The following is a 16,298-nucleotide window of genomic DNA, read 5'->3' on the forward strand; positions in this document are numbered from 1 at the left end:
TAAGTCGGAATCCAACACTTTGATCTTATATTCATTAAAAATTATTAAAGGTGATTCTATAATTCAGAAGGTAATTTTAACACTTGATTACTTGTATGACTAGGTAAATTCTGTTTATATACCATTCCTAAAAGAATAAATACTGAGGAGTCTTCAGTTTGTGGCGTATGGAGTAGGGGTAACAAATGTATAGAAAGACTTGTTATATTTAGAAATCTATATATACCCCCTATTCATATGGATAGAGGGTACATATATTGCATGACTCTTTACTTAATACTTTCTAACTCCCATTTGTGATTATTGCCTGGTGCAGTTGTATTCTCAGGTTTTAAAATGAATTCACTAGAAGCTACAACTGGGGCGCTACCATTATCTGCAACAGTACTAGCCTATTATTAACTAACTTTTCACCTTGTAATATCCATTACTATCAAAGACGAAGGTCCTACGGCCATTCTCGACTTGTTGTTTCATGGACATTAGAAATGTACTTCTTCACATGATTAAATTCTTAAAAGAATATCAACGCCCACTCTTTAACCCATTTTCTCATTCACTGATTGGAAGCCTTGTTTTTAGTTTTTCAGAGTTATATGATCCAGTTAGGTTGAGGGATCTCATTTAGAGAGTCATATTTATAAAAAACAGACTCTTTTTGGATTATTAATAACCTTTGTGTCCATGACTGTCAAATTTATAAGTCTTCCAAACACCTTTCCCATTATCAAGTTCAACAGTGGTGTTTTGATAAATTGAACCATCTTCTTTGGCATAATAAGTAAAGTACCCGTAATAAGGGAAATGGTATCCACCACCAACAGAGAACCATCCTATCTTAGCTGCTCCAGAATCATCGAAGTAATACCATTTACCATCGATTTCTTGCCACCCTTTTTGCATTACGCCTTTACCATCGAAGTGGTATATTTTGCCATTTTCTTTTTTAAACCCTGTCAACATAGCTTGTCCGTCATTATTAAAATAATATTTTTTTCCGTCAATATTTTCATAACCATCAAAAGTGTAGTGCTTACCATCTTTAAAATAATAATTCTTTCCATCAATTATCTTCCAACCCGAATAGGAAGCTCCATCCTCTAAGCTATAATAGTGCATTGTGACCTTTTCAGTTCCATCTGATTGGGGGAAAGGTCTCTTTCCAGTGAGTCCTGGCTTTCTAACAGAACCGTCTTTCTCAAAGACTACGTGTTTCCCGTTAAGAGTAACAGTAGTAGTACTAGCTAATGCTTTCCCATTCAGATCTGAAGCCCTCTCAAGCACGCCTTTGTTGGAAAAGTGAAGAATGACATGTTGGTCTTCTAGACGCATTTCATTCTTTGTAACTGCGAAATCTTTAAAATAGTAAATTTTACCTTCTATTTCTTTCAGACCTTCTTTAACAAACGCTCCAGAAGCATCAGAATATTGCTCATCTTTCCAGGCTGATCGCTGCAGAACACCAGAATCCTTGAAATGATAGACCTTACCCTCAATCTGTGCATCAGATGAGTTTGACGACACTACCAGGGAGTTAGAATGCGGAGCAAAATAATACGTATTACCCTTAATTTCCTGCCACCCCTTCAAAAGAACTCCTGAAGCATCTGCATAATGATATGATCCATCTCGTTCTATCCAACTATTCGTTATTAATTTTCCAGAAGAATCGTATGCAGTCCATATAGAGCCATCACTTTTATCATTAGCTTTGAACTCTACTCTTCCATCATACTTCTGTCTATCATGTTCTTTACCAGGGTACCAGTCTATTAACCAGTTGTGAACTTCATCATTGGTTTTTGCAGTGAAACTAATTCCAGATCTGAAAGAATTAGCACCATCGTTTTCCTTCAGGAAGCCTTGAATGTATGGATTACTAGTCAGACGTACTCCATTCTTGTTTACCAAATCAAACTGCCATTTATTAAGAAAAGCGGGGGCTGAGACAAGTTCAAACAATTCATCGTCACCAATCGAATCGGAATATTGAAGAACATTTCCTTCTTTCCCTGAAAGATATTTTGAACCTGCTTTTACCAATACTTTATTGCTTCCTTTTTTATAGGGGATAATTTGATAGGATTCACCGTGATTTAGTGAGCCAAATGCTGCTTTAATAGGTGTCTCTAGGGTATTGGTGATCTCTGCGAATACATTACTTGACCGATTATTAAAATCTGCTTGAGCTGTAGGGTTATTCGTAACATAATTAGAAAGAACTTCTCTACCTACTGGATGTGAAGTCAATGTTGCTACCTTCTTTTGTTCATCTGTTAAGTAAGAAAAGCGGTCCACCCCTAATCCTTTAAAACCGTCAAGAGAATCTGCTCCAAATTTCTTCTTATAAAATTCGTCAACAAGTACTTTATTTTCACCGGATGTTTTTTCTACGTATATGGTGATACCTTGATTAAGCGCAACCCCGGTTTTTCCTTCATCCAATTGCGCTTTTGTAATGTAAAGAAGATCGTGCTCTGATACAGATTCTGCAAAGGGTTTCAAATCTACAATTGTACCGGGTTCTGTAATCTTAAGCTGTTGCCCCGATTTTAAGTCTTTCATCTCACTTTTTCCATCTGGATATAGTACTTTAATCGTTCTAGTGAAATTGGAATCTCCTTTCGTATGATGCATAGAAATATTAAATTCCCCAGATTTAAAGTTAGGAGCTCTGTAAGACACATTCTCTGCATAGGGGCCAGTGTAATTAGATAAGTCAGGCTCCCCTACAGATATCCCAAGCTTTTCATAAATATCAGCTACAATACCTAATGAAGTAATAGTCACATCCAACACCGTGGCTAAACCTGCGCTAGCTTTGTTCTCTGCAACAGGGGCTAAAGAAAAGAGAATGCCTAATGCCGCTGTGGCAGGAATTAATTTCTTACCAATTCTAATTGTTTTAAAGTTTTTTTTCATTTTTGTTTTCCTCTCTTAGTAGAATTTAGTTCAGATTGCTTTGACACAATGCTGTTCCTCACTCTCTACTTGTACTTTTTATTAACGACTGATATAACATCAATATCAGTAAGTTCATCTTAGTTTAAAAATCTTTCATTTCTCTTTCACAAATGTTACAAAAGTCTTTCATAAATCTTTTTTTATTTTATGTATATTATGTTGCTTTTATGGGGGTAGTTTGAGTGAAACTAATTGGGGTCTTATCAACAAAATGCGGTTGTACAAGTACATGAAACTCCAAACCATTTAGACAAGAAAGTCTAAACTTTCACTTTTAGATATTGGTTGGGACAAGAAAGTCTAAACTAAATTTTTATAGATTTAAAGAACTATACCCATTTAATCTTGAGTAAAAATAAAGGATTCTTACTGTAAGATATCTATCTATATTTAAAAATAATATATATGTTTGGAATGTACATATAGCTATACGTAACTATTAATCATAAGGATATCCATCCGTCTCGATTAGTCTCCAACATCTTTTCTTTTTAAAGTGGCTCAAATATGAATTAATGTGTAATTTCTATATAACAAAGAAAAAAGCACCTACTTTTATAGGTACTTTATTGTATCTGATTAATTGTGTATCTGGTTGCAATTGAGATTACCCCTAAAAGCAATATGCCAACTATTACTTCACCTGGTGTTGTCCAATTGAACATACTTTTCACCCCCCTACTCAAATAATAGGGAGGAAAGATTACAAGCATTTTAAAATCCTATTATATTAATGTTAATTTTTATTTATATTTGTTACAAAGAAAAGAGCACCTGCAGGTGTGCAGGTGCTCTTGATAATGATTTATATAAGTAAGACCCAAAATATAATAAAATTCCTCAAAAATGTGTTCAGGTAAATAAAAGAACCCACTGGAGTTTGGGTTCTTTCAGAAGTGATGATGTTTTCTCGGCTTAGGAAAGTGAGAAAATACAAAAATATAATACATCGAGATTTAGAAAATTTAAAAGGAAAGAGAACCCAAATGGATTCGCTCTTCTTTGGGTACTGCCAGCATACTAACATAAAACCCACGCTAAGGAAAAGAAAGATTGATATAAAAGGCGTTCTAACGTAACAAAAAGGATTATGATAAATAATGTTACGAATTATTTTTGATAGAGTACTTTGTTACAGCTAAATTGGCTAAATAAAGGCTAACGCTTCATGAAACCAATGTTATAACAAAAGCGTTCATTTTAGTTACAACCCTTAGCGTACAAAAATTAAGGTTTTCGCTTCCCAAAAATGTCTTAACGTGGGTTTTATGTTATTTAGTTGGCGGGACCCCATTTTCAGCTTGTTTTAATTACTTTTTTACTGGATATCCACTCATTTGCCCATGTATTGGTGGAAAAATTCTATTTGTTCGTTGTTGAGTATTGTTGCTTCGTCTTTTCTTAAGTCCAGGTGGAATACATGACCGCTCGCTTTGTCATTATGACCATATTCCTTGTAAATATAATGAAGTCCTTCAGATTCTAATTTACTAAGGAAAACAGGTTGAATCCCAACCAATCCATCATTAACACTGCAAGTCACAAAAGACGGAGGAAAAGATGAAGTAATGTTTGACTGAAAATCCATTTCCTTTTCATATTTATGAATTTCTTTTCCAAGGTAGTCCTTCATCAAAGCATTTAAAAGATTCCTGTACCATTTTTTCGTTTCTTTGTTTTTTATTTTATCGAGAGGATCATACATTCCGTGGTTTAATCCCATTGCTTTTATTCTTATATCAGGCATTTTGAAGTCAAACAGTTTTGCATACTTTAAATTAGTTATAATTGCTGCATACTGACTTGCAATCTGTGCTCCCGCTGAATCACCTACAATGAACAAATTATTTAAGTCCATATGAAACTTTGTTGAATTATTCTTCACCCAATGAAAAACTGAATTTACATCTTCCAGAGCCGCTGGAAATTTATACTTTGGTGCAAGACGGTAGTTGAAGTTTACTACCGTAAACCCGTACTGGGCTAAATTCATGCAGTAAAATTGATAAGCTTCCTTGTCCCCGTACACCCAGCCACCACCATGAATCGATATAATTACTGGCAAAGGTTTTTCCGTATCCTTTGGATAATACACGTCAAGCAAATGGTCTTCACTTTTATCCCCGTAGTAATCAAGGTTGTCAAACCTTTCAATATTTTCTGGGGTAGTTAACCCTTTATCTCTTTTAGCATCCCCCTTTTTAAATAACACATTTAATAAAACTGATGTTAATGACATTTCTTCACACCTCTTTTTGTAAAATGAGAATTACTTAACAGATTATTTTGTTTTGGGATTATATTTCGATAGAAGAAATAATTTATTCTTGTTCTATTAATCTGCCTCTTTAATGGAATAAGGAGTGATTATTTGTTCCCTTCAGATAGCTTTCTATATAATGAAGCTCTAGATACATTTGTAATTTCACAAATTTAATTTACAGTCATATTTCCTTCTTTGTATAGCTTTACTGCATAATTGATTCCTGCTTGATTTTTATGATATTTCTTTAACCGAGCCTTAAATTCCCCTTCTTTCTTAGCCAACTCAATCCCTTCACGTTGTCGCATACGAATAAGATCTCGCTCTAATTGGTTAACACCAGCCATTAACGTAATTTACTAGGTGAATACCATTTTAATGCGGAGAAAATGGTCTCTTTAGATTCGTTAAAACCACTAAAACTTTCTTAACGTTGTAAAAAACGGGTGCATCGTCAGGAAAATGTGCTTAGCGTTGTAAATCCGCATTTTCCTGATGCTACCCCAATCATTAAAATACTCTTCATAATCCTCTTTACTAAGTGTTGTCCATATATTGCGTAATGGAAGCTTTTTAGACTTTTGCAACCACTGACCAAAATCTTCAATATCATAAGCATATCGTTTAATTGTGGAAGGTTTTCTTCCTTTATCTAATAAGAAAAAAGAAAAATGCTGTACTGTGTCTTGGAACTCTTTTGTTGGCATAACCTTATCATCCTCATTTTTTCTTTTAGTATATCAAATTTAAAATCGCTTAAAGTATACAAGCTCTTCTAAATTCATACGTATCGTTCCTAAATATTTTAAACAAACGTCTTCGTTTACTAAAGTAAACCTTAATAAATGAAAAAGATAAGATCGGCGAATACAATCTTATCTTAAGCATAAGGGAAAAACAATTGACAGAAACCAACTTGGGTGTTGATAAAATCTACATAATACTTATTATTGGTAACTGCGAAAACATAAAGATAGTCCTGAAGATTACTTTATTAATTTGAAGTTATTTACCTGTTTGTAAAGGTATACCTTTACAAACAGGTAAATAACTTTAATCCTTATAAAATCAAAGTTTATCACGTTTATAAACATATCAAAAAGCATTTATAAACGTTTATTAAGTCTCGACAACCTTTATAAATTCCTTAGCGTACAATTTTCTTAAAATGATATGGTGACCCCTTATAGGGATCGCTATATTTTATGAGACAATACTTTCAAAATTTTAAGAGAACAGGAGTCAAAATTGACTCCTGTTCTCTTTTGTTAATTATTAAGAAGACACTATTTTTACATAGCAATTGTAGATATAGCTTGTTTATAAATTAATTGTTGTTTCCCATTAACCAACATAAGTACAGTAAAACGATCTACCCCAACAATTTGTCCTGGTATTCTGACGCCGCTTTTTAAAAATAGAGTAATATTCTTTTTTCTTTTTTAATCGCTCATAGCTTTCCTCTTGAAAGTCCCACATCTATTTCTCCATCTCCTTTAAATAAACAATCAATTCATAATAATAATTGTATCAGCTTAATTCCGACTGTGGCCACTAGGAATTAAAAATAACATGATGCTCCATTGAAGGATCTATTATAAAAGAAAAGCAACCATCCCCAACCCCTTCCAAGCTTGGAAGGGACTCGCTCGGCGCTAGCCAGGCAAACAGGTTTGAAAGACCTTCAAACCTATTTGCATAGGTTCAAGCGTTTGAGATAGGCGAATCCGTCCATTCCTTATCCTCCCTCGTAAAGAACGCTCAGTCCGGTACCATGGACAGATACAATATGTACTCCACCAAATCACGAAAGCTTAAGTTGTACCGTAGGTACCAACGTACAGTTAACAAGATGATGTCCGGTTGATAATGTTTCCACTTAAATATATTCTCCTTTTCCATACTGATCACGTACCTTTTATAGAGTAGTACTATCAGTATGTCCAAGTTTGATAGACCATTTTCGTATACTTCAAAGTTTTTGCACCAGAATCAGAAATGCTAAGTTGTTAGTGATGAGTACTCCCTCTCATATAAACAAGAAAATGTGTGAACAAAAAACGTAGGAGTATGTAGTCCTACGTTTTTTTATAAGCTATTCCTTAAATTCAGACTGAACTTCTGAATTTATTTGGCTTTGTATATTCTTTTCATCAGGAATCGGCTTCCACCAATTCCCAGTTAAGAATAACATGGTCAATAGATTATAACTATCACTGAAATAGCTTTCTTTCTTATTCTTCATCCAATCCCAACCGCTATTCACCCAAGCTTGATTGTTACTATTGGTTGTACCAGCGGCAATAAATGGTGAAACGAATACAGCTGTTGGATAATCACCAATATTTGTTCCATCTAGGCTATAACCGTCTACAATTTTAGATGGATTACCTTTTGTTTTATTTTTTATCCATGTAGTAACCTTCTCAGAAATCACCTTACTTCTCTTTTCTCCATACATTGCATAGTCCATAACAATTCGGAGTGGTACACGACTCGCATTATAGTAATATGCATCGGTATGTTTTGATTCATCTAAAAAGTTTTTAGGTGCAGGTTGTGGTGGGTTTTTCACAACAAAATCAGAAATCAATCCTGTAGTTGGAGAGTATTTATTTGTAAACTGTGTAAAAGTATTGTAGAGATTGTCAACAACATGAAGCCAAGTTTTATCCCCTGTAAATTCATAGAACGCTCTTAAATGAGACATCATCCAATCGGAAGGTCTAGTGTCAAATGTACTTTTGGAACCCCAATCACCTAAATTCAAACTATTATTTTTGGTCACATTACTAGCCTTAATACCTTTTGTAATCATATTTTGAGCTTCTTTCAAATAGTTGATTGTGCCATTTGATCCCCATTGCTTATGAGCAAGAAGAAGTGAGTAAGCAATGTCTAAATCCCCATCTGTCGCAGAATCAAAATGCCCTTGCGCTTTTTTGCTATCGGCTACAACCCAACCCATTAAATTTGGGTTTTCGGAACTTTTAAAAGCTCTCGCTGTCTTAAATAAGCCATTATAAATAGTTTGGGCGTTTGAATCATAACCTGCCATTAAGACCGTGATTATCATACCATAACCTTGTCCTTCTGAAGTTCCTAACGGTTTAAAACCATCCGCATTCCCTGTAATCTCTCCTTTGACATAGTAGCCACCTGGTAGTGAAGAAAGATCATTCTTTAGATACTTCTTTTTCCAATTGTTATAATAATTTATAACTGAGGTATTCAAACTTTCTTGCGAAACATGATTTGGTTTAATAACACCAGAGTAGTTTACTTGCTGTGGAAAGGGTTTCATCTCTTTAGCAACAGCTGATACTTGGGAATAATTTGATATAGTTGAAGTGTTTCTTAATGAAGTACTGTCTAAAACCTCTGCAGAAGTACAATTAGTATAACTTGCTAATCCTATCCCAAATGCACATATAACGGTGAATATCTGTTTTTTTCTGCTCATTTTTTCTGCTCCCTAAAAAAATATTTTTAAATACAGACACGATCCTATGAACACTACTCTACTAATATTTCCATTCCATTTTACTTATGATGTAAGTTATGGTCCCTGTAATAGAAATTCAAGTTATCATGGATAATAACCACGTAAGTTTATATACGCTCATGTGTTCCCGCTATCACAGCAGCCACTAATAGACCAAATGTACTTTCAATATAACAACTCTATCAAATTTCATAACATGTTAACGTAAGATATGTAGTGCTGCTGTACATCCGTCAACTTATATATTCATACCATTCCATCAATTAAAGTCGCGTTACTGTCTATTTATATAAGTTTCAAAACTTATATTAGAAGGAAGCTTTGAATAATACGAAGGTGATTTTGTTATTACCTTTTTACTAATGCCTCAATCTTTATATGCTTTTCATCATTACTTAATTCCATTTTACTTATAATATAAGTTGTATTTCTAGGTAGTAAAAACTCATATTGTCCTGGATAAGAACTATGTTTTTCTATATATCCTCCGTGTGTTCCAGCTAATGTTTTAAATTCTATTTGGAAAACTTTTGTGCTAACTATTGGAGTATTAGATAGCAAAGAAGTACTTATATATCCATATTCCGTTTTAGATTTCCCTTTATATTTTTCTTTCAATTTATTAAATTCTTCTTTATCGATTTTACCATTTTTTATTAATTTATTAGGGTCATCCATAAATGCAATAGGGTCATCTCCTCTGAATAAAATTACATCCTCAGGTATCTCCCCCCTACTTAATACGCTGTCTAAAGCTAGAATATTATTTTTGTCGTTTGGATTTTTAATCTTTGTTATGTCTCCTTTGTTATCTCTAAGTGGTGTATTAAATTTCCCAGCATATTTTGTATAGCTATTTAAAACAGTCTGTTCATTTTTGTTTGGTTTCCATTTATTGTATTGTTTTTCTCCCCATTTTTTTGCTTGTTCTGGCGTTTCACACACTTTATACTGTCCTTGTTTCTTACATTCAGTTGATTCTTTTGCCGCTACTTGATACATATCTTTTTCTTCTGAAAGTGAATCAGCATATGCACTGTGACCACTTCCACCGAATAACATTGATGCTGTTACAACAGCAGTTGATAATAAACCTAGTGAACGTTTCAACATTACCACTCCTTAAAATTTATTTACATAACAAACGTACTCTTTTTTTTTTAGTTTCGTAATACTTTTAAATATTTTTCAAAAGAAGTCTGACCTGATATGTTTTTTATATTTTTATAACATAGGATATTTTATATAAATAATTTTCGAAGATTACAGTAACTGATACTCACGAAACTCAACATAAATGAGAAGGAATACATAAGAGAATTAAAGTCATTATTCGTTAATTATCTTGATATTTATACAAATTAATTAAATATTAATATGAAGTTAGGGTAACTATACATATTTTCTAGGAATTAATTGAGAAATAGTTTTATGTATATGAAAAACTATAATGTAATAGTAATATCCTTTTATGATTCCCAGATAAAAGAAATACAAAGATAAAAAATAATAGACTCCAAAAAACATGTTCAACATTCGTCTGATTTTATATTTCCCACTATTTTTATAGGAGAATCTTGACAAGAGGTTTGGCCAAGAAATGTAGCTATTAATTTTGATGCCCGGACAAACTATTAATGTACTTATGTCATTGATAGTTGCATGTTAGTAAGAGTTCATAAAAATGAAATACATTTAAACATAAAAATAATAGCCCTCCTAATTATAGGAGGGCTATTATTTCTCATATCAGTAAATCCGATTTTATACTAGTTTATACAATTGAAATCAGTATATTTCACGAACATTACATTATTATTGGTTAAGTAGTTTAGGGTTTCTTGTCGCAAGTTCAAAAGGTTTAGACTCTCATGTCCTGTAATTGAGACAAGAGAGTACCTACAGAATTTTTGATAATGTTTATTTATCAACGTTTGTTAATGAGATTTTAGTTTAGACTTTCATGCCGTTCTACACTTCTTATTAGAACTGTATTACTCAATATTAATTTCTTCTAAGATTATAGATGGATTAACAACAAATATAATGAAGTTTAAGTTTGTAGTATGTATTAGTATTCTATTCTTCGAGGAAGATGGAGTTCCAATATAAACAACATGATCGAGCTTATTATGAGGAACGTCATTCGTAGATATAGTAATTATATCTTTTAAAGGGATGGTAATCTCTGCTGATTGCCATGCAATCATTATACTATCTTGGGACTTTGTTATGCTAATTCTTGACATTTTATATCAATCCTTTATTAGTTTTAGATAAATAATTAACCAATTATCTAAATTATTTTAAATTAAACTATCTATTATGATATACGGATTTTAAAAATTTGTGCTTATGTATGCAAAATTACATGTACAAATTCCTTATTTCCATAAAAATACATAACATAAATAGAAAATAAGATACCCATAATTCCACCGGTAAGTCCTAATATGTATCCTGTTGTTCTTCTCAAGATTAACACTCCTTAAAATACAATATTATTCGAAATTATTCTATTAAAAGTAAAATACAAATCATTTACTTTTATAGCTATATTAATTTATAATTTTATGAACGAAAAAAGCACTCTTTCGAGTGCTTTTTCTAATACTGCATAAAAAATTATGCTTTTCCACTCTTAAAACATATTGTAAATAAAGTATACTAACTATCTCAATTGAAATTATATAAAGGTATAAAAATGTAATTTTATTTAAACAAATCTATTTTTAAACGACAAAGAAATTTTATATGAGTTAGTTTAAGCTAGCCTCTTTCTAAAATTTTATCGAGGTATTTATCTAGAGAAATATTAAATACTTCTTTAAGAATCTGCTGATATTCTTCTTCATTTATAGTTCGTTTACTTTTTTGGCCTTTTCTTGTTTCTGTAAAACTTTTTTTAGTAAGTGAAATATGTCCATCTTCAATTAATTTGCAGACAATGTATCCTTTGTTAAAAGGTGATTCGGGGTGCTCTACAATAATATTTTGTATAGCATTTACTTTGTTTGTATCTATTTCATCTAATGAAAACGCAAACCCAGTGCACCATGTATTAGTAGGTTCAGAATTAAGGAATTGGGCACTCTCCCCATTTTCTCCTTTTTTCATTTCTAGTAGGTAAGTTCCTTTTTCAGTATTCTGTTTACGAATACGATATTTTCCCGTTTGAGATGAGATCACTTCACCGCTAAATGGAACTGGGTGTAATGGAAGATGTGAGGCAAGTCCCCCATCTATGATGTATTTTTGATTATTATAATTTAAAATAATAATCACATGTCCATCGTCAGGCTTCCACTTATCACCACCTAAATCGTAGACCGTACCAGATATGCGATAGACATCAAATCCACAATCAAGTAAAAAATAATATAATACGGTATTGAGCTCGTAACATAGTCCTCCGCGTTGAGTTAATAGTAATTTTTCTTGAACATTCTTTCTAGTAATTTTCCGGATATTTTTGTTCATAACGTCTAAATTTTCATAAGGTATTACATATGCCATTTGCTGAAGAATTTCATGTAAATTTTCAAAGCTTACATCTTTTTTTGGAGTTATCTGTAGCCGTGAGAAAAAATTTTTTTGTAAATCAGTCAACATCACATATCACCTTCCATTTGTGGAATATTTAACCATCTCACATAATGATACACTAAATAAATATATAATCAAGTGTAATAAAATCAAATTATTTTATGGCTTGTTTTTACATAAGAAACCTCACCATATCAAAAAAAGAAAATTGTAAGCTTAGACATAATTCGGGCAAACTTTCATCTTCTATTGATGTTCTTCTTATTCACAGGGCAATTAACTTTTGCTAGCTACTTTTTTATTTTTTGGAAAAATATACTTATTCATCCCTTTTTTTATATAGTATCTTTAATAATCATTTATGAAAAAGGCGAAAACAATACTATTGGTTTTATCTACCCTTGTTGTTCAATACAGTAATGGTATCCTTAATAGAGTCTTATATTACTTAAATATGAGGGTGAAAAATTAATTTTATAAGAAAAGAGAACCCATATAGGCTCTCTTTCCTTGGCATACTTACAACATGGAGAATGTTGAGACAACTCTTTCAAAACTTTATTAGGGGAAAGTTTTAAAAAATGTATTCACAATTATTTTCACATAAATGGAATATAAAGTAAATTGATATAAAATTTTCTGATCATTTTTAATTTTCTGTTAGTTATTACAACCCTTGTCTACAAGAAGGTACTAACGTATCGCTATTAAGTTAAAAAAATTCTCCAAAACGAAAAACGGTCTTCCTTCTATCTAAATGGAAATGAAATACAGACCATGTCCTATTTTTCAGGGGTAAAATGAGGAATAAATTTGTACATAACAAGTACGTTAATGATAGTAAGAGCTTTCTCATTTACAGTACCTGCAGCATGTGGAGATAATGGTGACCCAAAAGAATTTACTGAAGCAAATTTTGAAGGTGCAAAAGGCGGTAACACAAAACATATAAAAAAGTACAGGTCTTTAATTGATAAAGGACCTGTACTTTTTTGTTTTATTTGATATATTTTATTTCTTATTATCTTGCTTCTCAACAATAAATTTTGAAACTAATTTCGATAAAGCTTCTACTTTTTCTTTTATTTTTTTAGACTGATTCGATATCTCTTCAATTGATGCTGCTTGTGATTGGATTGACTGTACAGTTTGAGTTGTTTCCTTAGCTACTTGCGTTGCAGTTTCAGAAACACTCGACATAGAGGCATTGACTTCTTCTGTACCGGCAGACATTTCTTCTGTCGCTGCAGATACTTCTTGAATTTGGCTAGTGATTTTATTAATAGCCACCATAATAGACGAGAATACTTGATCTGCTTTATTAGCAGTTTCTTTTCCTTCCGAAGCTTTTTGTTGGCCTTTTTGCATTGCATCAACTGTATCTTTTGTATCTCTTTGAATTAATTGTATTAAATTATTGATTTCACTCGCGGATTTTTTAGACTTCTCAGCTAAATCGCCCACTTCTGCCGCCACCACTGCAAATCCTTTCCCATTTTCTCCAGCACGTGCAGCTTCAATTGAGGCATTTAAGGCAAGAAGGTTTGTTTGTTCAGCAATATTAGTGATAGCATACAGAGCTTTATCAATTTCCTGCGTACGTGTAACAAGCCTATCTATTACTTTGGATGTTTCTTCAACAACCTCATGAATACTAATCATTTGAAGTATAGATTGTTTTATCACTTCACTACCAAAATTGACTTGTTCTGTTGTTGTGACAGCCACTTCTGTAACCGTTGCTGAAGATTCAGCTACTGTTTGAACTCCAGTCGCAATTTCTTCCATTGATGATGAACTTTCTTGAATACTAGTAACTTGTCCTTCTATTTTTTTATCTACCTCGGAAATAGTTTGAACAACCTCACTTGATATATTAGATGCTCGTTTTGTATCTTGCAACATACCATCGGTAGAAGAAATAACCTCTTGTGTTGTGATTTTCACTTCTCCAATTAATTGTTGTAAGTTATCCAACATACTATTAAAAGACTGTACAATACTTCCCAATTCATTATTTGATTTATAAGAAGTACGTATCGTTAAATCGCCTGCTGATACCCGCTCCATATCTCTTTGTAATAATACAATTGGTTGTTTAATAGCACTTTTAATGATATAGCCAATAAAAATAACGATTGCAATTGCTATAATGGAGATACTAATAAACAGCATCATGGTATTTGTTGCACTGTCAGTATTATTTTTTTGTAATTGATCTGCATTATTATTATTAAATTGGATAAGTTCACGAATTGCCTGAATTGACTTTTTCATATTAGGATCAACCTCTTTTAGGTAATAAGCATATGCTTCTTCATTATTAGATTGTCCCAAATCTTGTACTTTCTTCAGTTGTGTTCTTAATTCTTTAAATGTTGTATAAAATGTTGTATACAATTCTTTTTCTTTATTAGAACTAACTCTAGTCTCAAACTTCTTTAATAATTGATCAGTTTCTGTACGAGCTACATCTATTTCTGTCAAAAGCTCTTTTATTCTTTTTTCATCTTTTGATAGAATAGTTTCCTTTACATTCATATTGATAAGATAATAATTAGACTCTATTGCTCCTATCCACTGAATTGGTAATAAACTATCTTCATACATAGTAGTAGAAGCATACTCACCTTTTTTAAGACCCCAAAATCCTAGTATAGATAATATTATACAAGCGACACTTGCTATAACTACCAATACGTTTAATGTTGTGCCAATTTTACTGTTTTTTAAAAACGACAATTAAATCCCCCTCATTGTTATATATTGATTAAATGATAATTATATAAAAATAAACGACAAAATGCGACATTTAATTATTTATATCCATTGGAAAATCCGTAAAAGCTTTTCTAAAATAACGTAACTATTTATTTTAGAATTGATACATGTTTTAGGTTTAATCAATTTCTGTAGTGATAATGTAGTAGTTAAATCTGAATTTAACTACTATTTGCATGGTGTAAGTTAATCTCCCCTCCTATCACTGTGCAGTGACATAAACCTCAAATTATTTAAATAAAAAAGCCTATACTTAAATTAAATTAATAAAAAAATAGCCAGTTAAAAGAGCGTGTTTTCATTTATTAACTAAACACGCTCTTACATATATTTAAACCCTATATCATTTATTCCATTCTATAATTAATACATATTCTTTTTTATATTCGGTTATCATGCCAGAAGTTTATTGGAAAATGATTATTCTCATCATAAGCTTCAAATTCATAACCTTTTTCTTTTAATCCTTTTATAATTGCTGGAACTGCCGCGACAGATTGTGGATGAATATCATGCATTAAAACAATTTCTTTTGAAGACGTCGCACCTGCTAATACATTTTGAACAGTTTTTGCGGCTGCTACATCAACGGGTAATTTATTGTATTTCCAATCTAAAGAATCAATTGTCCAATCCCAAACTTTTAAATTATTCACGACCACTTCATTTCGAAGTAATTCATTTAAGCCAGGCATTGATCCATATGGTGGGCGTGTTAATTTCGGTGCGTTTCCAATAACATTTCTAATTAAAGATTGATCCTCTTTCATTTCCTTAACATATTCCTTATTGGTGTATAACTTTTTAAAATCATGTGTCATGCTATGCATGCCAACATAATGGTTCTCTACATGCTCTCGTTTCACTAAATCTGGGAACCTTTTCACATTATCACCAATTAAAAAGAATGTTGCTTTTACATTATTTTTCTTTAATACATCTAATAGGTTAGCTGTATATTTTCCTGGTCCATCATCAAAAGTTAAATATACAACTTTTCTTTCTTTACCATCAAAACGACTAGGTATCGATTTTTTTAATTCATTTTTAGGTAGACTGCTCACTTGTTGAACACTGTTTACCTCTTTCGCATTTACCAGCTTAGGGTTCGTAATAGATTGAAACATGTAATAACCTATTGATACTAATATAATGGCAAATAATACACTTATAATTCGCTTTTTCTTAAGCTTAATTCTCATTCTATAATTCTTCTTTCTAATTTATTAACTGAGTTCA

10 protein-coding genes and 4 pseudogenes are annotated in these 16,298 nt (G+C 32.0%); 1 reads left to right on the plus strand and 13 read right to left on the minus strand.

Annotation, left to right across the window (positions count from 1 at the left end):
- Positions 1–666 precede the first annotated feature (666 nt).
- The 11 genes and pseudogenes from JFU23_RS28200 to JFU23_RS28240 form a co-directional block, all read right to left on the minus strand.
- Complete coding sequence (locus JFU23_RS28200) at positions 667–2,922, minus strand: N-acetylmuramoyl-L-alanine amidase family protein (protein ID WP_201033333.1); 2,256 nt, start codon at positions 2,920–2,922, stop codon at positions 667–669.
- Positions 2,923–4,297: 1,375 nt separating this feature from the next.
- Entirely contained in the window at positions 4,298–5,203 is a 906-nt protein-coding gene (locus JFU23_RS28205) for an alpha/beta hydrolase (RefSeq protein WP_063225932.1), read from the minus strand.
- Positions 5,204–5,331: 128 nt separating this feature from the next.
- Positions 5,332–5,583, minus strand: a pseudogene (locus JFU23_RS28210) (helix-turn-helix domain-containing protein); the annotation flags it as partial.
- A gap of 66 nt (positions 5,584–5,649) precedes the next feature.
- Positions 5,650–5,934 (minus strand): annotated as a pseudogene (locus JFU23_RS28215) (integrase); the annotation flags it as partial.
- A 585-nt stretch (positions 5,935–6,519) separates the two neighbouring features.
- A pseudogene (gene hfq, locus JFU23_RS28220) lies at positions 6,520–6,706 on the minus strand (RNA chaperone Hfq).
- 315 nt (positions 6,707–7,021) lie between these two features.
- Positions 7,022–7,129 (minus strand): annotated as a pseudogene (locus JFU23_RS28225) (IS6 family transposase); the annotation flags it as partial.
- Positions 7,130–7,322: 193 nt separating this feature from the next.
- Positions 7,323–8,690, minus strand: coding sequence for a family 8 glycosyl hydrolase (locus JFU23_RS28230; protein WP_201033334.1), 1,368 nt, complete (start codon positions 8,688–8,690; stop codon positions 7,323–7,325).
- Between the two features lie 390 nt (positions 8,691–9,080).
- Entirely contained in the window at positions 9,081–9,845 is a 765-nt protein-coding gene (locus JFU23_RS28235; protein ID WP_201033335.1) for an ADP-ribosyltransferase, read from the minus strand.
- Positions 9,846–10,726: 881 nt separating this feature from the next.
- The gene (locus JFU23_RS31115) at positions 10,727–10,981 is read right to left on the minus strand and encodes a SunI/YnzG family protein (RefSeq protein ID WP_085313117.1); all 255 of its coding nucleotides are present in this window, start codon (positions 10,979–10,981) and stop codon (positions 10,727–10,729) included.
- Positions 10,982–11,085: 104 nt separating this feature from the next.
- Positions 11,086–11,208: a hypothetical protein gene (locus JFU23_RS30975; protein WP_274606755.1), complete on the minus strand. Its 123-nt coding sequence runs from the start codon at positions 11,206–11,208 to the stop codon at positions 11,086–11,088.
- A gap of 293 nt (positions 11,209–11,501) precedes the next feature.
- Complete coding sequence (locus tag JFU23_RS28240; protein ID WP_201033336.1) at positions 11,502–12,344, minus strand: arylamine N-acetyltransferase family protein; 843 nt, start codon at positions 12,342–12,344, stop codon at positions 11,502–11,504.
- Between the two features lie 747 nt (positions 12,345–13,091).
- Here JFU23_RS28240 and JFU23_RS28245 point away from each other — a divergent pair.
- Positions 13,092–13,283 (plus strand): hypothetical protein, encoded by a 192-nt coding sequence (locus tag JFU23_RS28245; protein WP_201033553.1) that lies wholly within the window; start codon positions 13,092–13,094, stop codon positions 13,281–13,283.
- Positions 13,284–13,289: 6 nt separating this feature from the next.
- Here the strand turns inward: JFU23_RS28245 and JFU23_RS28250 are convergent, their stop codons facing one another.
- Positions 13,290–15,020 (minus strand): methyl-accepting chemotaxis protein, encoded by a 1,731-nt coding sequence (locus JFU23_RS28250; protein WP_201033337.1) that lies wholly within the window; start codon positions 15,018–15,020, stop codon positions 13,290–13,292.
- 419 nt (positions 15,021–15,439) lie between these two features.
- Positions 15,440–16,261 carry a peptidoglycan-N-acetylglucosamine deacetylase gene (locus tag JFU23_RS28255; protein ID WP_078204015.1) on the minus strand — a complete coding sequence of 274 codons (822 nt, stop codon included), beginning with the start codon at positions 16,259–16,261 and terminating at the stop codon, positions 15,440–15,442.
- Positions 16,262–16,298 lie beyond the last annotated feature (37 nt).

The sequence above is a fragment of the Bacillus sp. TH50 genome (genome assembly GCF_016650565.1).
Lineage (GTDB): Bacteria > Bacillota > Bacilli > Bacillales > Bacillaceae_G > Bacillus_A > Bacillus_A mycoides.

Bases quoted from the DNA above. Each gene is read 5' to 3' on its own strand.
- JFU23_RS31115 (WP_085313117.1), bottom strand. From the start codon at position 10,981: ATGTCAAGAATTAGCATAACAAAGTCCCAAGATAGTATAATGATTGCA.
- JFU23_RS28255 (WP_078204015.1), bottom strand. From the start codon at position 16,261: ATGAGAATTAAGCTTAAGAAAAAGCGAATTATAAGTGTATTATTTGCC.
- JFU23_RS28200 (WP_201033333.1), bottom strand. From the start codon at position 2,922: ATGAAAAAAAACTTTAAAACAATTAGAATTGGTAAGAAATTAATTCCT.
- JFU23_RS28240 (WP_201033336.1), bottom strand. From the start codon at position 12,344: ATGTTGACTGATTTACAAAAAAATTTTTTCTCACGGCTACAGATAACT.
- JFU23_RS28205 (WP_063225932.1), bottom strand. From the start codon at position 5,203: ATGTCATTAACATCAGTTTTATTAAATGTGTTATTTAAAAAGGGGGAT.
- JFU23_RS28235 (WP_201033335.1), bottom strand. From the start codon at position 9,845: ATGTTGAAACGTTCACTAGGTTTATTATCAACTGCTGTTGTAACAGCA.
- JFU23_RS28230 (WP_201033334.1), bottom strand. From the start codon at position 8,690: ATGAGCAGAAAAAAACAGATATTCACCGTTATATGTGCATTTGGGATA.